Annotated in this window: 14 protein-coding genes; 9 read left to right on the top strand and 5 right to left on the bottom strand. The window is 71.9% G+C overall.

Annotated elements, in window-relative coordinates; translation table 11 throughout:
- Positions 1-8 precede the first annotated feature (8 nt).
- Positions 9-821 (top strand): SAM-dependent methyltransferase, encoded by an 813-nt coding sequence (locus tag ACIBP6_RS10825; RefSeq protein ID WP_397050930.1) that lies wholly within the window; start codon positions 9-11, stop codon positions 819-821.
- A gap of 64 nt (positions 822-885) precedes the next feature.
- Here the strand turns inward: ACIBP6_RS10825 and ACIBP6_RS10830 are convergent, their stop codons facing one another.
- Together ACIBP6_RS10830 and ACIBP6_RS10835 are read right to left on the bottom strand one after the other, a co-directional pair.
- On the bottom strand, positions 886-3000 hold the full coding sequence (locus tag ACIBP6_RS10830) for a SpoIIE family protein phosphatase (protein WP_397050932.1): 2115 nt from the start codon (positions 2998-3000) through the stop codon (positions 886-888).
- 164 nt (positions 3001-3164) lie between these two features.
- Positions 3165-4064: a LysR family transcriptional regulator gene (locus tag ACIBP6_RS10835; RefSeq protein ID WP_397050934.1), complete on the bottom strand. Its 900-nt coding sequence runs from the start codon at positions 4062-4064 to the stop codon at positions 3165-3167.
- Positions 4065-4175: 111 nt separating this feature from the next.
- Here ACIBP6_RS10835 and ACIBP6_RS10840 point away from each other — a divergent pair, with 111 nt between their 5' ends.
- The 5 genes from ACIBP6_RS10840 to ACIBP6_RS10860 all read left to right on the top strand — a co-directional run bounded on the left by ACIBP6_RS10840 (position 4176) and on the right by ACIBP6_RS10860 (position 9555).
- Positions 4176-5489 carry an aspartate aminotransferase family protein gene (locus ACIBP6_RS10840; protein WP_397050936.1) on the top strand — a complete coding sequence of 438 codons (1314 nt, stop codon included), beginning with the start codon at positions 4176-4178 and terminating at the stop codon, positions 5487-5489.
- A gap of 234 nt (positions 5490-5723) precedes the next feature.
- Positions 5724-6383 carry a glycosyltransferase family 2 protein gene (locus tag ACIBP6_RS10845; protein ID WP_397050938.1) on the top strand — a complete coding sequence of 220 codons (660 nt, stop codon included), beginning with the start codon at positions 5724-5726 and terminating at the stop codon, positions 6381-6383.
- Positions 6380-7051, top strand: a complete 672-nt coding sequence (locus ACIBP6_RS10850) for a TIGR04282 family arsenosugar biosynthesis glycosyltransferase (RefSeq protein WP_397050940.1) — start codon at positions 6380-6382, stop codon at positions 7049-7051. The genes ACIBP6_RS10845 and ACIBP6_RS10850 overlap by 4 nt, the downstream gene beginning before the upstream one ends.
- A 41-nt stretch (positions 7052-7092) precedes the next feature.
- A complete protein-coding gene (locus ACIBP6_RS10855; RefSeq protein ID WP_397051508.1) occupies positions 7093-8079 on the top strand; it encodes an NAD-dependent epimerase/dehydratase family protein in 987 nt (328 codons plus the stop codon).
- An 87-nt stretch (positions 8080-8166) separates the two neighbouring features.
- Positions 8167-9555 carry a glycosyltransferase 87 family protein gene (locus ACIBP6_RS10860; protein WP_397050942.1) on the top strand — a complete coding sequence of 463 codons (1389 nt, stop codon included), beginning with the start codon at positions 8167-8169 and terminating at the stop codon, positions 9553-9555.
- Here the strand turns inward: ACIBP6_RS10860 and ACIBP6_RS10865 are convergent.
- The 3 genes from ACIBP6_RS10865 to ACIBP6_RS10875 form a co-directional block, all read right to left on the bottom strand.
- Positions 9487-9972: a hypothetical protein gene (locus tag ACIBP6_RS10865; protein WP_397050944.1), complete on the bottom strand. Its 486-nt coding sequence runs from the start codon at positions 9970-9972 to the stop codon at positions 9487-9489. The two genes, ACIBP6_RS10860 and ACIBP6_RS10865, sit on opposite strands and share 69 nt — an antisense overlap.
- Positions 9969-11312 (bottom strand): molybdopterin-dependent oxidoreductase, encoded by a 1344-nt coding sequence (locus ACIBP6_RS10870; protein ID WP_397050946.1) that lies wholly within the window; start codon positions 11310-11312, stop codon positions 9969-9971. The genes ACIBP6_RS10865 and ACIBP6_RS10870 overlap by 4 nt, the downstream gene beginning before the upstream one ends.
- A 135-nt stretch (positions 11313-11447) precedes the next feature.
- Positions 11448-11606: a hypothetical protein gene (locus tag ACIBP6_RS10875; RefSeq protein ID WP_397050948.1), complete on the bottom strand. Its 159-nt coding sequence runs from the start codon at positions 11604-11606 to the stop codon at positions 11448-11450.
- Between the two features lie 489 nt (positions 11607-12095).
- On the opposite strand from ACIBP6_RS10875, the gene ACIBP6_RS10880 reads away from it, so the two are divergent.
- The 3 genes from ACIBP6_RS10880 to ACIBP6_RS10890 all read left to right on the top strand — a co-directional run bounded on the left by ACIBP6_RS10880 (position 12096) and on the right by ACIBP6_RS10890 (position 15322).
- On the top strand, positions 12096-13490 hold the full coding sequence (locus ACIBP6_RS10880; RefSeq protein ID WP_397050950.1) for a sensor histidine kinase: 1395 nt from the start codon (positions 12096-12098) through the stop codon (positions 13488-13490).
- 117 nt (positions 13491-13607) lie between these two features.
- Positions 13608-14528, top strand: a complete 921-nt coding sequence (locus ACIBP6_RS10885; RefSeq protein ID WP_397050952.1) for an ABC transporter ATP-binding protein — start codon at positions 13608-13610, stop codon at positions 14526-14528.
- The gene (locus ACIBP6_RS10890) at positions 14525-15322 is read left to right on the top strand and encodes an ABC transporter permease (RefSeq protein WP_397050954.1); all 798 of its coding nucleotides are present in this window, start codon (positions 14525-14527) and stop codon (positions 15320-15322) included. Before ACIBP6_RS10885 ends, ACIBP6_RS10890 begins: the two co-directional genes overlap by 4 nt.
- Positions 15323-15327 lie beyond the last annotated feature (5 nt).

A 15327-nucleotide genomic window follows, 5' to 3' on the forward strand; every position in this document is an offset into this window, starting at 1 on the left:
GTCTTACCATGCGTGACAGCGATGCCGAGGCGTCCGCCTGGGCCCGTGTCGACACCACCGTGCCCCACTCCGCCCGGGTATGGGACTTCCTTCTCGGAGGCAAGGACCACTTCCCGGTGGACCGCGAGGCCGGCGAGACCTTGCTGCGGCTGTTCCCCGACTTCGCGATGGTCGCGCGGCTGCAACGCGAATTCCTCATCCGCTCCGTCCGCCATCTCGTCCAGGAAGCCGGTATCCGGCAGTTCCTGGACATCGGCACCGGCCTGCCCACGGCGAACAACACGCACGAGGTCGCCCAGGGCATCGCGCCCGAAACGCGCGTCGTGTACGTCGACCACGACCCCATCGTGCTGGCGCACGCCCGGGCCCTGCTCACCAGCACCCCCGAGGGCGCCACGGACTACGTCGACTCGGATGTCCGCCGGCCGGACCTCATCCTGGAGCAGGCCGCGAGGACGCTGGACTTCACCCGGCCGATAGCGGTCATGATGCTCAGCATCGCCGGGCAGGTGACGGACGACGACGACCCGCGCGGCATCGTCGAACGGCTCATGCGTCCTCTCCCGTCCGGAAGTTACCTGGTGCTGAGCGACGGGACGAACACCAACCCCGCCCTGATCGAGGCCGTCACCGCCTACAACCGGAACGCCGCCAACAGCTACCAGCTCCGCAGCCCCGAGCAGATCGCCGATTTCTTCACCGGTCTGGAAGTCGTGGAGCCCGGCGTGGTGCCGACGCCGGAGTGGCACCCCGATCCCGACCGCTGGGACGAACCGGCCACCGTAATCAGCGCGGTCTGCGGCGTGGCCCGCAAACCCTGAGCCCGCAAAACCTGAGCCCGCAAAACCTGAGCCCGCAAAACCTGAGCTCACGAACCGGCCGGCGTCACACCAAGTGTTCGAGGACCAGCAGGGCGATGTCGTCGGCGCGCTGTGCGGTGTGCGGCGCGTGGTTGAGCAGGATGTCGGCGAGCTCCTGCGGCGGCCGGCCGGCCGCGCCGGTGAGCAGGCCGGCGAGCGCGCCGATGGCCTGGTCGAGGTCGCCGCGGGGCGTCTCGACGAGCCCGTCGGTGTACAGCGCCAGCAGGGCGCCGGGCGGGAACGGCACTACGAGGGTGGGATAACAGGCGCCGTCGTCCACGCCCAGAGGCGGTCCGACCGGCACGTCGATGACCTCTCCCGGCGCGTTCGGCGGACGCAGCAGCGGCGGCGGGTGGCCGGCGCTCGCCGCGCGGAGCGTGCGCAGCCGCAGGTCGACGTGGACGAGCAGGCAGCTGGTGAACAGCTCGGTCTCCGTCTCGATGAGCAGCCGGTTGGTGTACGTGAGCGCCTCGCCGGGGCCGACGCCGGCGGCGGTGTGGGTGCGGACGGCGGTGCGTACCTGACCCATGAGCGCGGCGGCGGTGATGTTGTGCCCCTGGACGTCGCCGATGACCGCCATGGCCGTGTCGTCCAGGCGGATGAGGTCGTAGAAGTCGCCGCCGATGTCCACGCCGTGGGTGGCGGGCAGGTACCGGGCCGCCGCCGCCAGGCGGGGTATCTCGGGCAGCCGTCGCGGCAGCAGCGTCTCCTGGAGACCGTGGGCCAGTCGCTCCTTGGCGTCGTAGAGCAGGGCGCGATCCAGGGCCTGGGAGATCAGCTCGGTCAACGTGGTGAGGCCGGCACGATCCTCGCCGGTGAACGAGCGGGGCTCGTCGAAGGCGAGCACGCAGGCGCCGGCCGTGCCGTCCGAGCCGCCGATGGGCAGGAACGCCCACGACGACATCCGGTCATGCTGCGCGGCGTACGGGTACAGCTGCCGGAGCTCGTCCGGGCTGGAGAAGAACGCGGGCTCGCCGGTGCGCATGACGCGTTCGGCCGGTGTGGGCAGGGCCAGCGGCACGCCGTCGAACCGGTCCAGCACCTCGCGGTCGTACCCGCAGGAGCCGACGATCTTCAGCTTGCCGCCCTCGGCTATCACCACCGCCATCGCCTGGACCTTGACAACGGGCATGATGTGGTCGGCGAACAGATCGATGATCTCCTGCACCTTGAGCGCCCGGGTCAGTGCCGCCGCGAACGGGACGAAGTTATAGAAGACATCTTCTCTCGACAGGTCGCGGGCGCCGAACACCGGAGGATGCGGCGGTGCCGCCTCCTCCGGCGGGGCGAGGGTCAGGCGCAGGCTGATGCCGGTCGGATCCGGGAAGAGCTGGAATTCCAGGCGGCGGCCGTCCGGCCGGTGCGCCACGCAGCAGGTGACCTCCTGGCTGACCACCGCGGCCCTGCAGCGGTCCTCGAACAGGGGCTCCTGGAGCCAGGCCGTCACCTCCCACAGGAGCTTTCCCAGCAGTTCGGTCACGTCGCCGCCGAGGAGTTCGGCCGCCATGGGGTTGACGAACGTGATGCGGCCTTCCAGGTCGAGCGTGACGCACCCCTCGCGCAGGCGGTCGACGTAGTCGGAGGCGGCGCTCGCAATTCCGGGGTCCGGCTCCCGTCTCCGCATGGGAGGGATGACGCGGGGCATGCCGGCGGGCCGCACGGGATGTCCGCTCTCGGCCGCCTGCTCCAGCAGGTCGGCCATCTTCTTGGAGCTCAGGGTGATGACCTCCAACTCGTGGGGGGTGAGCTCACGGGGGCGCGATTGCGGCCAGAGCAGCGACCAGCAGCCCCACACATGGTCCCCGCTCTCGATCGGGGCCGAGGCCACGGCGAAGCGGTACGGCAGGGCCAGGGCGGTCGAGGGATAGCGGCGGGCCATCTCTTCGTGGTCGGGAACCCATACGAGGCGGCGCTGTTGGACGGCGACCGTCGCCGGGGCCGCGGCGTTCAGCCTGACCCTGGTCCACGGCCTGGCGATCTGGGCGGGCAGGCCCATCTCCGCGTCCATGAGCAGCAGTTCACCCCTGTCGGCCATGAGGTAGAGCACGCTGATGTGCGCACCCGTCGCGCGAACGGCCTCGCCGAGCACCTCGTCCAGCGCTGAGGCGCACTGTCGGGCGGTCCGGTCATCGCTGGGCACGGCTCAGCAGGCTCCGCTCCGCGATGACCTGGACCACCAACCTCCCAAACCGGTCATATCGCCCACGATAGGCACCCGAGGGCCGGACGACCGCGTTCATGGCCGGATCCTGATCGCCGCTTGGCGTGACCATTGGCATATCCGGGCATCTCACCCCCCTGCCGTCAATCCGGTCGGGCAGCGCTGTCGCGCAGTCGCGCCACCGCGTGGGCGATGAGGTCGCCGCGGCGACGATCCCGGCGGGCGTGGACGACGATGCGCCGCAGGACCGCGGGGCGGACCACGGGTCTGGCGACGAGTCCGCCGGGCAGCTCCGCGACGGCCAGGCGCGGCAGGACGGTGACCCCGATGCCCGACGCCACCAGCCGCAGCGCCGCCCGATGGTCGTCCAGGCGGGCCGCGTAGCGCGGCGTGAATCCGGCGGCCCTGCACGCGTTCTGGATGATCTGCCCGATCGGGCTGTCGTAGATGTCGTGATCTACCCAGGGCTCGCCTTCGAGGTCGCGCAGAGCGAGTTCGGGAGCATCGGCGAGCGGGTGCGTACCGGGGAGCACGACGACGAGTCGCTCGACGGTGAGCTCGTGACGCCGGTAGCCGTCGAGGTGCACCTCGGCTCCGTCGGCGGGCTCCGTCCGGATGTCGAGGTCCGGTCGCCGGCGGCCGCGCCCGTCGACGGGCTCGTTGAGGCTGATCTCGACGGTGAGGTTCGGCTGGTGCCGGCGGACGGCCCGCACGACGTCCGGGATCCACCGTTCGGCCGCGGAGGCGAAGCAGGCGATCGCCAGGTGCTGCGCCTGACCGCCCCGCAGGTCCGCGACGACGCGTTCGAGGCGTCCGAAGTCGGCGAGGAGCGACTGGGCCTGATCCGCCAGGTGATGTGCGGCATCGGTGGGAACGATGCCGCGCCCCTGCTTCTCGAACAGGATCAGCCCGGTCTCCCTCGCCAGGGCGGCCATGTGCTGGCTGACCGTCGCAGGCGCGTAGCTGAGGTTTCTGGCCGCCTTGTTGATCGACCCGGCCTCCAGGACCGCGCGCAGGATCGCGAGACGTCGCGGGTTCAGCATGACGCCAACCGTAAGGCAATGCCGAACGTTGGGCCGCATGTGTTTGCTTGTGACGACTCATGCGCCCGATCGAAGATGGCATCACGACATTTCGGCCAGAGAGGGTTGGCGATGGACACGACATTCTGGGACGAGGCGGACCGCCTCCTGGTCCGCTACGGAGCCGGCTTCACCCCTCGGGTCATCGAACGCGCCTGCGGTGCGCATGTCTTCGATCGCCAGGGCAGGCCGATTCTCGACTTCACCTCCGGGCAGATGAGCGCCATCCTCGGCCACGCGCATCCGGACATCGTGGCGACGGTCTCGTCCGCGGTCGCGTCGCTGGGTCACCTCTACAGCGGCATGCTCAGCACTCCGGTGCTGGAGCTCGCCGACAGGCTCACCGCGACCCTGCCCTCCGAGCTGAGCAAGATGTTGCTGCTCACCACAGGGGCCGAGGCGAACGAGGCCGCGATCAAGATGGCCAAGCTCTTCACCGGCCGCTACGAGATCGTCTCCTTCGACCGCTCGTGGCACGGCATGACCCAGGGGGCGGCCTCCGCGACCTTCTCGGCCGGGCGGCGCGGCTACGGCCCGCCGGCGCCGGGGAACCTCGTTCTGCCCACGCCGAACGCCTACCGCTCGCCCTTCCGGTCCCCCGACGGGTCATACGACTGGGAGGCCGAGCTCGCCTACGGCTTCGCCCTGGTCGACCAGCAGTCCGCCGGAAGCCTCGCCGCCTGCCTCGCCGAGCCCATCCTGTCCTCGGGCGGGATCATCGACCTGCCGCCCGGCTATCTGCGTCGCCTCAAGGAGATGTGCGAGGAACGCGGGATGCTGCTCATCCTCGACGAGGCGCAGACCGGGCTCGGCCGCACCGGGACGATGTACGCGTTCGACCGCGACGGGGTCACCCCGGACATCCTGACGTTGTCGAAGACCCTCGGAGCCGGGTTGCCCGTGGCGGCCGTCGTCACCTCCGGAGAGATCGAGCAGGTCTGCCACGAGCGGGGGTTCCTCTTCTACACCACGCACGTCTCCGACCCGCTGGCGGCCGCCGTCGCGCTGACGGTCCTCGACGTCATCGACCGGGACGGGCTCGTCGAACGCGCCGCGCGGCTGGGCGGCCGGCTCGCCGACCGGCTGCTGGCGCTGCGCGACCGCTACGAGGTCGTCGGTGACGTCCGCGGCCGTGGCCTGCTCCAAGGTGTGGAGCTCGTGAAGGACAAGAAGAGCAAGGCGGCCGCCGACGCGCTGGGCACCGCGGTCACCGCGGCCTGCCTCGAACGAGGCCTGCACATGAACATCGTCCAGCTGCCCGGAATGGGGGGCATCTTCCGCATCGCCCCGCCCCTCACGATCACCGAGGACGACCTCCACACCGGCGTGGACATCCTCGAGGCCTCTCTCCAGGCCGTACTCGACACCGCCCCCGAATTGAGGTGAACCGGCATCCCGCGCCGCATGGGGCGGCGAACGCCCGCCACCATGTCGTGGATCTCCATGTCCTCGAAGGGCGCATTGACGTTCAGACGGTCACGGAGGTCCTCGTTGGGGGGAAGGGCGGGATCGCCGGGCGGCGTACCGACTCGGTCTGAGGGTTCCCGTGCCGGGGTCATTTCTCGGAAAGGCGGCTTTTCGCATGGGAGCCGCGGCGGAGGCGCCGCATAGCGTCGGCGCATGGACATCGACGTGGTGATGCCCTGCCTGAACGAGGCGGAGGCGCTTCCATGGGTGCTCGGGCGCATGCCGCGCGGCTTCCACGCGATCGTGGTCGACAACGGGTCGACCGACGGATCCGCCAAGATCGCGGCCGAGCTCGGCGCCACGGTCGTGAGCGAGCCGCGCCGCGGGTTCGGGGCCGCCTGCCACGCGGGCCTGACGGCCGCCGCCTCGGACGTCGTGTGCTTCATGGACGCCGACGCGTCGCTGGACCCCGAGCAGCTGCCGCGCGTGTGCGGGCCCGTCGTCTCGGGTGCGGCCGATCTCGTGCTCGGCCGCCGTGTCCCGCGGCCGGGCGGCTCGTGGCCGGTGCACGCCAGGCTCGGCAACGCCGTGCTGGCCAGGACGTTGCGGCGCCGTACCGGTGCTCCGCTGCACGATCTGGGGCCGATGCGGGCCGGCAGGCGGCTGGAACTGATCGCTCTCGGGCTGGTCGACCGGCGCTTCGGCTACCCGCTGGAGATGGTCCTGCGCGCGGCGGAGGCGGGCCGGCGCATCGGCGAGGTCGAGGTCGACTACCTGCCCCGTAAGGGCAGGTCGAAGGTGACCGGCACGCTGCGCGGGACGCTGCGGGCGATCGGCGACATGCGCCGCGTCATGGCCGGGCGGGCCCCGTGAACCCGGCGTACGGCCCGCGCGAGCAGGACCGCGCCGACGGTCAGCTGCTCGTGATCGCCAAGGAGCCCGTCCCCGGACGGGTCAAGACCCGGCTCGTTCCGCCGCTCACCCCAGGTGAGGCCGCCGCCCTGGCCGGCGCGGCCCTGGAGGACACGCTGCGGACGGTCGCCCGGGTCCCGGCCGCGCGCCGGGTGCTCGCCCTGGACGGCGCGCCCGGCGCGTGGCTGCCCGCGGGCTTCACCGTGCTGCCGCAGCGCGGGCGGGGGCTGGACGAACGGCTGGCCGCGGCCTTCGAGGACGCGCACCGCTCGCTGCCCGTGCCGACCGTGCTCATCGGCATGGACACGCCGCAGGTCACCCGCGGCCTGCTGGCCGACGCGCTGTCGCTGCTGACCGGCCACGACGCGGTGTTCGGCCCCGCGAACGACGGCGGCTTCTGGCTGCTCGGCCTGCGCGTCCCCGACCGTGCGCTGCTGCTGGGCGTGCCGATGTCGGAGCCCACCACCGGAGAGATCCAGCTGCGAAGACTGAGGGAGATGGGGATGCGCGTCGCCTTGCTGCCGTGCCTGACCGATGTGGACACCATCGCCGACGCCATCGAGGTGGCGGCGTTGATCCCGGGTTCCCGTTACGCCGCCGCGCTCGACGCGATCGGTGCGGCACGATGACCGATTCGCGGATGACCGATTCGCGGATGACCGATTCGCGGATGAACGTGCTGGTGACCGGCGCGGCCGGGTTCATCGGCGGTCACGTGGCCGAGGCGCTGGAGGCGGGTGGCCACCGGGTGACCGCGCTCGATCTCCGGACGGGCGACGACGTACGCGACCCGGCCGTCCTCGGCCGGGTGCTGCCGGGCATCGACGTGGTCGTGCACCAGGCGGCCAAGGTCGGGCTCGGCGTGAACGTGGCGGACATGCCCGACTACGCCTCGGTCAACGTGTACGGCACGGCGGTCCTGCTGGCCGCGATGGCGGAGCACGGGGTCGGCCGGCTGGTGCTGGCCTCGTCGATGGTGATCTACGGTGAGGGGGCCTACGACTGCGCGCGGCACGGCCGCGTACGGCCCGGTCCCCGCTCGGCCGAGGACATGGCGCGAGGACGGTTCGAACCCCGCTGTCCCCGCTGCGGGGCGGACCTGGTGGCCGCCGCCATCGACGAGGACGCGGCGGCGGATCCGCGCAACGCGTACGCCACCACCAAGCTGGCCCAGGAGCACCTGGCCGCCAACTGGGCCCGCGAGACGGGCGGAACGGCCGTCGCCCTGCGCTATCACAACGTGTACGGCCCGAGGATGCCGCGGGACACCCCGTACTCGGGCGTCGCCGCGATCTTCCGGTCCGCGCTGGAGGCAGGGCGCGCGCCGCGGGTGTTCGAGGACGGCGCGCAGCGGCGTGACTTCGTCCACGTCCGCGACGTCGCCGACGCCAACGTGGCCGCGCTCACCGGCGGCCGGCCGGGGACGCTGACCGCCTACAACATCGCCAGCGGGCAGCCGCACACCGTCGGCCAGATGGCCCGCGAGCTGGCGGCGCAGCGCGGCGGGCCGGAGCCGGTCGTCACCGGGGAGCATCGGCTGGGCGACGTGCGGCACATCGTGGCCTCGCCGGAACGGGCCGCCGTCGAGCTGGGCTTCCGCGCCCGCGTCGGTTTCGGCGAGGGGATGAAGGAGTTCGCCACCGCGCCGCTGGCCTGACCGGCGCGTCATCATGCCGATCCTCGGAGGACCAGACCCATCAGAACGGAAGACCGCGACGAACCGCCGCGGACGGCGACGAACCGCGTGATCGGCGCCGCCTGGGCGGCCGTCCCGCTCCTGGCCCTGGTCTGCGCACTGGCCCTGACGGTGCGCGCGGGCTCGCTCTCCACGGACCCCACCGGCCTGCTCGGGCCGTACGCGATCTGCTGGGCACTGTTCGCCGTGGCGGTGTGGCGGCTGCGGCGCGTACCGAAACGTGCCGCGCTGTTCATGGTGGGCGCCGGTGGGTTCGCGGTGGCCGCCACGGGCCTGCTGGCGCCGCCCGCGACCAGCACCGACTCCTTCCGGTACGCCTGGGACGGCCGGGTGCAGGCGGCGGGCCTGTCGCCCTACGACCACGCGCCGGCCGATCCCGCGCTGGCGCCGTTGCGCGACCGCTGGCTCTTCCCCGAAGGCGCCGCCTGCCGGGGCCGCGACCGTTACCCGCTCCCCTCCTCCACAGGTGTCCTGTCGTGTACGCGCATCAACCGGCCCGCGGTCCACACGATCTATCCGCCGCTGGCGCAGGCGTACTTCTGGGCCGTGCACCGGCTCTCGCCCGAGGGGTCACGGCACAAGCCGCTCCAGATCGGCGGCGCGGTGCTGGCGTTCGCGACGACCATCGTGCTGCTGAGGGTGGCTCCCGCGCGGGCCGCCTGGTGGGCGTGGTGCCCGGCCGTGCCGGTCGAGGCGGTCAACAACGCCCACGTGGACGTCCTCGGCGTGCTGCTCACCGTCATCGCGCTGATCGTCGTCGCCCGGCGCAGAGTCCTCGGCGGCGCGTTGCTCGGCGCGGCCACCGCCGTCAAGCTGCTGCCTGCCGTCACCCTGCCGGGCGCGCTGTCCGGCCTGCTCGCCAGGCCGCGGCGGGCGGCGGACGCTCTGGCGGTCGCGGGCTCCGCCGCGCTCGTCGTGACACTCGCGTACCTGCCGTACGTGCTGGCTTCCCGCGCGTCCGTCCTCGGGTACTTCTTCGGCTACGTGAAGGAGGAGGGCTACGACGACACGGGAGGTCATCGTTACGCGGTGCTGCGGCTGTTCCTGCCGGACTCGTGGGCCATGCCGGCCGCCCTGGCCGTCGTCGCGGCCGCGGCCGTGGCCGTGCTGTGCCGGGGCGACGCCGAGCGGCCCTGGCACGGCGCTCTCACGGTGACCGGGATCGCGTTCGTCGTCTTCACACCCGGCTACTCCTGGTACGCCCTGCTGGTCGTCGCGCTCGTCGCCCTCGACGGCCGGTGGGAATGGCTCGCCGTCCCTGTGGCGGGCGCCGTCGCCTACCTGGGCCGGGCCGAGCCCGCGGCGGGGACGGCCGCCTACGCCGTCGCCGCCCTGGTGGTGGCCGCAGCGTCCGCCGTGCGCCTGCGTTCACGGGCGGGACGTACGCCTCCGCCACCGCCGCCTCCCCCACCGCCGCACCGCGTACAGGAGCCCTGAGACGGCGAACAGCGCCACGGTGACCGCCAGCCATCGGGCGAGGTAGGGAGAGGTGCTCAGGCCGACGGCGCCCCGGTAATCTCGCTCCGAAGCGCGCAGGACGAGCGGGAACCACACCAGCAGCAGCAGAGCGGCCAGCCCGGCCGGCACGCGCAGATAGTTGGTCGCGGCAGGCCGGCGCGGGACACGCCCGGACACGGCGCGGGCGGCGGTGTCGCCCATCGAGTACAGCGGGAACAGCACCAGGTCGTGCAGGATGACCGCGCCCACGAACCAGGCGAGGAAGCCCGTCCAGATGCCGGCGGCGACCACCCGGGTGGCGACGTACGCCGCGAACCCGAAGCAGGCCGCCAGGAGGAGAAGGTGCCACGGGCCGGCGCCGTAGAGGCGTCGCCACCGGCTCGCGCGCCGGTTCACGCTCGCTCCGGGCGGAAGTCGAGTTCGCGCACCCATTTGGTGTTGTGGACGCCGGGGGCGTTCGGCACGATGATCCGGGCGGGGAATCCGTGGTCGAGCGACAGGTCCGCGCCGTTGACCCGGAGCGCCAGCAGCGCACGCGGGTCGGCGACCTGCCCGGCGCTCAGGGACGCCTGACCGAAGTAGCCCACCCGCTGCAGGGACCTGACGGTGACCATCGCCGAGCCGGGCGTGGCTCCCGCCAGCCGGGCGAGGTCCGCCAGGCGCACACCCGTCCAGACCTGCTCGGTCGACCACCCCTCCACGCAGGCGATCGGCAGCGCGTACGTGTGCAGGGGCATCCTCAGCAGGTCCGCGCGCGACAGCCGCAGCCCGGCGGCGCCCACGACCGCCAGCCGCCACTGCGCGCCGGTGTCGGCCGCGGTGACGCCGAGGCTGGCCGCCGTTTTGTTGACCTGGAAGTCGTTGGGGCCCGTCCCGTACTCGCGTCCGTGCGGCGCCAGCAGGGCCGTACGGCGCAGGGGGCCGTCCAGCGTCTGCCCGACGGACAGGCCGAACATCATCGCCGAACCCCCGCCGACGAACGCCAGCAACCCGCGCCGCGACATGGTGGGCGGCGCCGGATCGGCCGCCACCAGACCGTACGGGTCGCGCGGCTCGGGCCGCGTGCCGTCCACGCCCGTGCGCAGCTCGCGGCGCAGGTCCCGGGACCGCAGCTCGCGGACCGCCCGCGGCAGCCGTACGGCGACGTGTACGGCCAGCGCGGCGAGGAAGATCCACGCGCCGTACAGATGCGCCGGGTAGAAGGAGAACGGGAAGACGTAGAAGAGCTGGATGTTGAGGATCCCGGTCGCGAACTGGAACCCGGCCCCGCCGACCAGGAGCACCAGGCTGACCCGTTCGATCCCCTCGGCGACCGAACGCGCGGGCGGCCACACGAACAGCTTGGGGATCACCGACCAGAGCTTGGCCAGCAGCACCGGCACCAGCGTCAGCCCGACGACGACATGGGCCCCCTGCGTGACCCGGTACAACCAGACCGGCCGCGTCGGCCAGTCGAACAGATAGAACCCCAGCAGCCCCTTGCCCGGCGTCATGTCGTTCCCCGGCAGCCAGGGGTTGTACGCGGCGTACGACAGCAGCCCGGTGACCGCCACGATCACCAGCCCCGCCAGCAGGACCAGACCGAGCACCGACGTCAGCCAGGGGCCCCGCAGCGGGCTCCGCCAGAACCTCGGCCGGAACGGCCCCGGCGGCCCCTCCCGCACCCACGCGGTCAGGCGTCTTCTCGCCGCGGCCGCGCTGCCCCCGTCGGCATGTCCCTCCGGCGTATCCGGCATTGATCCCCCCGAAGTCGATGTCGGATGCCGGTGTCCTTACCGGATACACCGCCTTCTACGCATGACCAGGGCAGCGGGTGCGGAGCAGTGACGCGGACGTGCTGCCGGTGCTCGGCCCCGGCCCGGGCCGGGTGATCAGCCGAGAATGCCGGCGGGAATGACGGACGAGAGCAGTTGACCGACCACGTCGCCGAGCCCTCCGTCGAGGGGGCCGCCGGATGCGGCGGCGGGAGCGGCGAGGGCGGCGGTGAGCACCGCGGCGGTGGCGAGGACGACGGTAAGGCGAGCTTTCACGGACAACTCCTCTGGTGATGACGGAAAGAAATGCAGTCGGCACTCTATGTGATGGGTGTGCCGACCGGACGGCCTGCCGGGTCGGCCGAGCGGCAAAGCCTGGTCGCCGGTCGGGAAAGTGCGCCACGACCACTCGACAGCCGTACCAGCCGAACACGGCAGGGGAACCGCGTCACGGTCTGAGCCTCTGAGCCAGGTCCAACCAGACAGTGACGTCGGAGGCGGTGAAGTGGCGGTTCGTCCGATCCTCAGCCCTGATCGGGCGGCGTGCGGTCCCTGGCGTTCCCGCCGGGGGCTTCCCATACGTCTGCACCATGCCGTCGCCTTTACGATGTAGATTCGCCAGGGTCCGCGCAGGGGCAGGCCGGGTTGCCGCTTGACCTGCGCATACGTCAGTATTGACGTGATTGGCGTCACATATCGTTTTCGTTTCCTCCCCCGTGTAGAGAGCAGACATCTTCCCCGCAGAGCGGCTGAGGGGGTCGGAGGATGAGCGTCAGCCACAACATCTCCATCACCGGGCGCGTCACACTGTTCACCGCCGCGGTATCGGCTCTGCTGTGCACGCTGCTGGCGCTCGTCGTGATGGTCGCCGTCCAGCGCTACGCCACCGGTGTGCTCACCTCCGAGATCCGCTCGGCCGGTGGGCGTGTGGCGATGACGGTGGAGGACCGGGGCAGAGCGGATGGGCCGCTCGCACAGCAGCCGGGCCGCAACATCCAGGTCGTCGACACCCAGGGGCGTGTCGTCGAGTCCACCCCGACGCTGCGCGGCAGTCCTCCGATGGCGACGTTCACCGCGGACGGCCAGAACACCAGGCAAGAAGTGGTGTGCGGCGGCGTCTTCGGAGAGGGCAACTGCAACATCGTGATCGCCCAGTCGGCGCACCGCCCGGAGGGGCACTGGACCGTCTACGCCGCCTCCCCGGTGGTGCCCCTGTGGGTCGAGCCCTGGCTGGCGACCCTGGTCGGCGGATCGGCGGCCCTGCTGGCGGTGGCCATCACCTATCTCGGCAACCGGATCGTCACCGCGTCGCTGCGGCCGGTGTGCGCCATCCGCAGGGAACTGGACGAGATCAACGCCTCGTGCCCGTCACGCCGGGTTCCGGCGCCGGCCCGCCGTGACGAGATCCACGACCTGGCCGACAGCATCAACCACACCCTGGCCCGTCTCGACGCGGCGATGACGCAGCAGCGCCAGTTCGCCTCGGACGCGTCCCACGACCTGCGAAGCCCGATCGCCGCGATGCGCGCGGAGGTGGAGGACGCCCTGCTGGCGCCCGACGAGACGAGCGTGACCACGTTGTGCGACACCCTCATGGGCAGTCTGAGACGGCTGGGGTCGATCGTCACCGACCTGCTGACCGTGGCCAGGCTGGACGCGGGCGCGCCGGCCGTGCCGGCCCCGATCGACCTGGGCGAGCTGGCGGCCCAGGAGTGCCGGCTGCACCACCAGACGACCAAGAGACTGACCTGCCGGCTCGAACCGGGCGTGGTCGTGCTGGGCGACCGGCTGCGGCTGGGCCGCCTGCTCACGAATCTGCTCGACAACGCCGACCGGCACGCGGAGAGCGCCATCACGGTCAACGTCCAGCACAAGGACGATGATCGGTTTCCGCACGGCGTCGCGGTGCTGGAAGTGATCGACGACGGGCCGGGCATCGACCCGGACAAGCGCGAGCTGGTGTTCCAGCGGTTCGCCCGGCTGGACGCCGCCCGTACCAAGGACGCTGGAGGCAGCGGGCTGGGGCTGGCGATCGCCCGGCAGATCGCCGAGATGGGCGGAGGCAGTCTGCGGATCGAGGACAGTGACCGGGGCGCCCGCTTCGTCCTGCGGCTCCCGCGTCACGCGGGGCACGCCTCCGACCCCACGACCGTCGGCTGATCAGGGCGACATCTCCCCCGGTATGACAAATGTCATCGGCTGAACCGGTGAAAATCACGGCGGACTGCTGAGATCACACACTGCCGGGCGAGCGCGCGTACCGGCAGAGTTCTGGATGTGAACACGACGGCGATCGAGGTGCAGGACCTGCACCAGAAGTACGGCGGCTTCGAGGCGGTCAGGGGGATCGGCTTCGAGGTGGGCCGCGGAGAGCTGTACGCGCTGCTCGGCACCAACGGCGCCGGCAAGACGACCACCCTCGACGTGCTGGAGGGCTACGCCGCCCCGACGAGCGGCCGGGTGCGGGTGCTCGGCCACGACCCGATCAAGGAGCGCGCCGACGTCCGTCACCGGATGGGGATCGTGCTCCAGGAGGCGGGCTTCTACAAGGACCTGACGGTGGACGAGACCGTGTCGGCCTGGCGCCGCTGGACGCCGCGGGCGCAGGGCACGGCCGAGGTGCTGGAGCGGGTCGGGCTGCTCGGCCGTCGCGAGGTGCGCGTCTCGCAGCTGTCCGGCGGCGAGAAGCGGCGGCTGGACCTGGCCCTGGCCGTGCTGGGCAGGCCGGAGGTGCTCTTCCTGGACGAGCCCACCACCGGTCTGGACCCGGAGGCCCGGCGGAACGTGTGGGACCTGGTTCGGGCCATGGTCGACGACGGCGCCACCGTGCTGCTCACCACCCACTACCTGGACGAGGCCGAGCAGCTGGCGCACCGGCTGGCCATCATGCACTCCGGCCGGATCGTCACCGAGGGCACCGTGGCGGGCGTCCTCGGGGAGCGGGGCACGCGGATCACGTTCCGCCTGCCGGGCGTGAGCCCGAGCGACCTGCCGTACCCGCCGGGCAGGGGGCGGCGCTCGATCAAGCACGACGGCACCGCGTTCACCGTCGAGACCCACCAGCCGCAGCAGGACCTGCGGGAGCTGCTGGCCTGGGCCGACACGCACGAATGGGAACTCGACGGCCTAGAAGTGCGCAGGCCGTCGCTTGAGGAGCTGTTCCTCGAGGTCGCGGAGACGGAAAGGGTGGCGGCGTGAGCTGGCTCTCGATGACCTGGGCCCAGGCCCGGCTCAACCAGACGGTGCTGCTGCGGCAGCGCGGCCTGGCGTTCAGCGTGCTGGTGCTGCCGCTGTTCCTGGCGTTCGTCTACAGCAGCGGCCCGGCCGCGGGCGGCGCCGTGGCGGGGGTTCCGGCGGGGGTGTTCGCCGCGGTCGGGGCCATGGCGGTGGTGTTCCCGTTCTCGTACATGACGATCGCGACCGGCGTGGTGGTGCGGCGGGAGGAGCGCGTCTACAAGCGGCTGCGCGGCACCGCGCTGCCGACCAGCGCGATCTTCGCCGGCGACGTCGTGCACGCCACCCTGGTCGGGGCGGTGCAGGCGGCGATCATCCTGGTGTACGCGATCGCGGCGGTGGGCGTGCCGGCGCCGGCGAACGTCCCGCTCATGCTGGTGGCTTTCGTGCTGGGCGCCGCGGTGTTCGCCGCGCTGGCCATCGGCACGGCCGGGCTCATCCCCAACTACGAGGTGGCGCAGCTGGTGGCGCTGCCGGTGCTGTTCCTCAGCCTGTTCGGGACGGGGATGCTCTTCCCGCTGTCGGTGCTGCCCGACTGGGGGCAGCGGGTGGCCGAGGCGCTGCCGCTGACGCCGATCGTGACCATGCTCCGCGTCGCGTTCCTCGGCCGTGACGTCGCCCAGGAGGGCGCGCCGGCGATCGGCTTCCTGGAGTCCTTCCAGGTGTCGGGGCCGGGCATCGGGATCGCGCTGCTGTGGATCGGCGTGGGCTTCTGGTCCACCCGGAAGTACTTCCGGTGGGACCCCCGCAGGGCATGATCATA

Origin of the sequence: Nonomuraea terrae (assembly GCF_044465245.1) — a bacterium.
GTDB lineage: Bacteria > Actinomycetota > Actinomycetes > Streptosporangiales > Streptosporangiaceae > Nonomuraea > Nonomuraea terrae.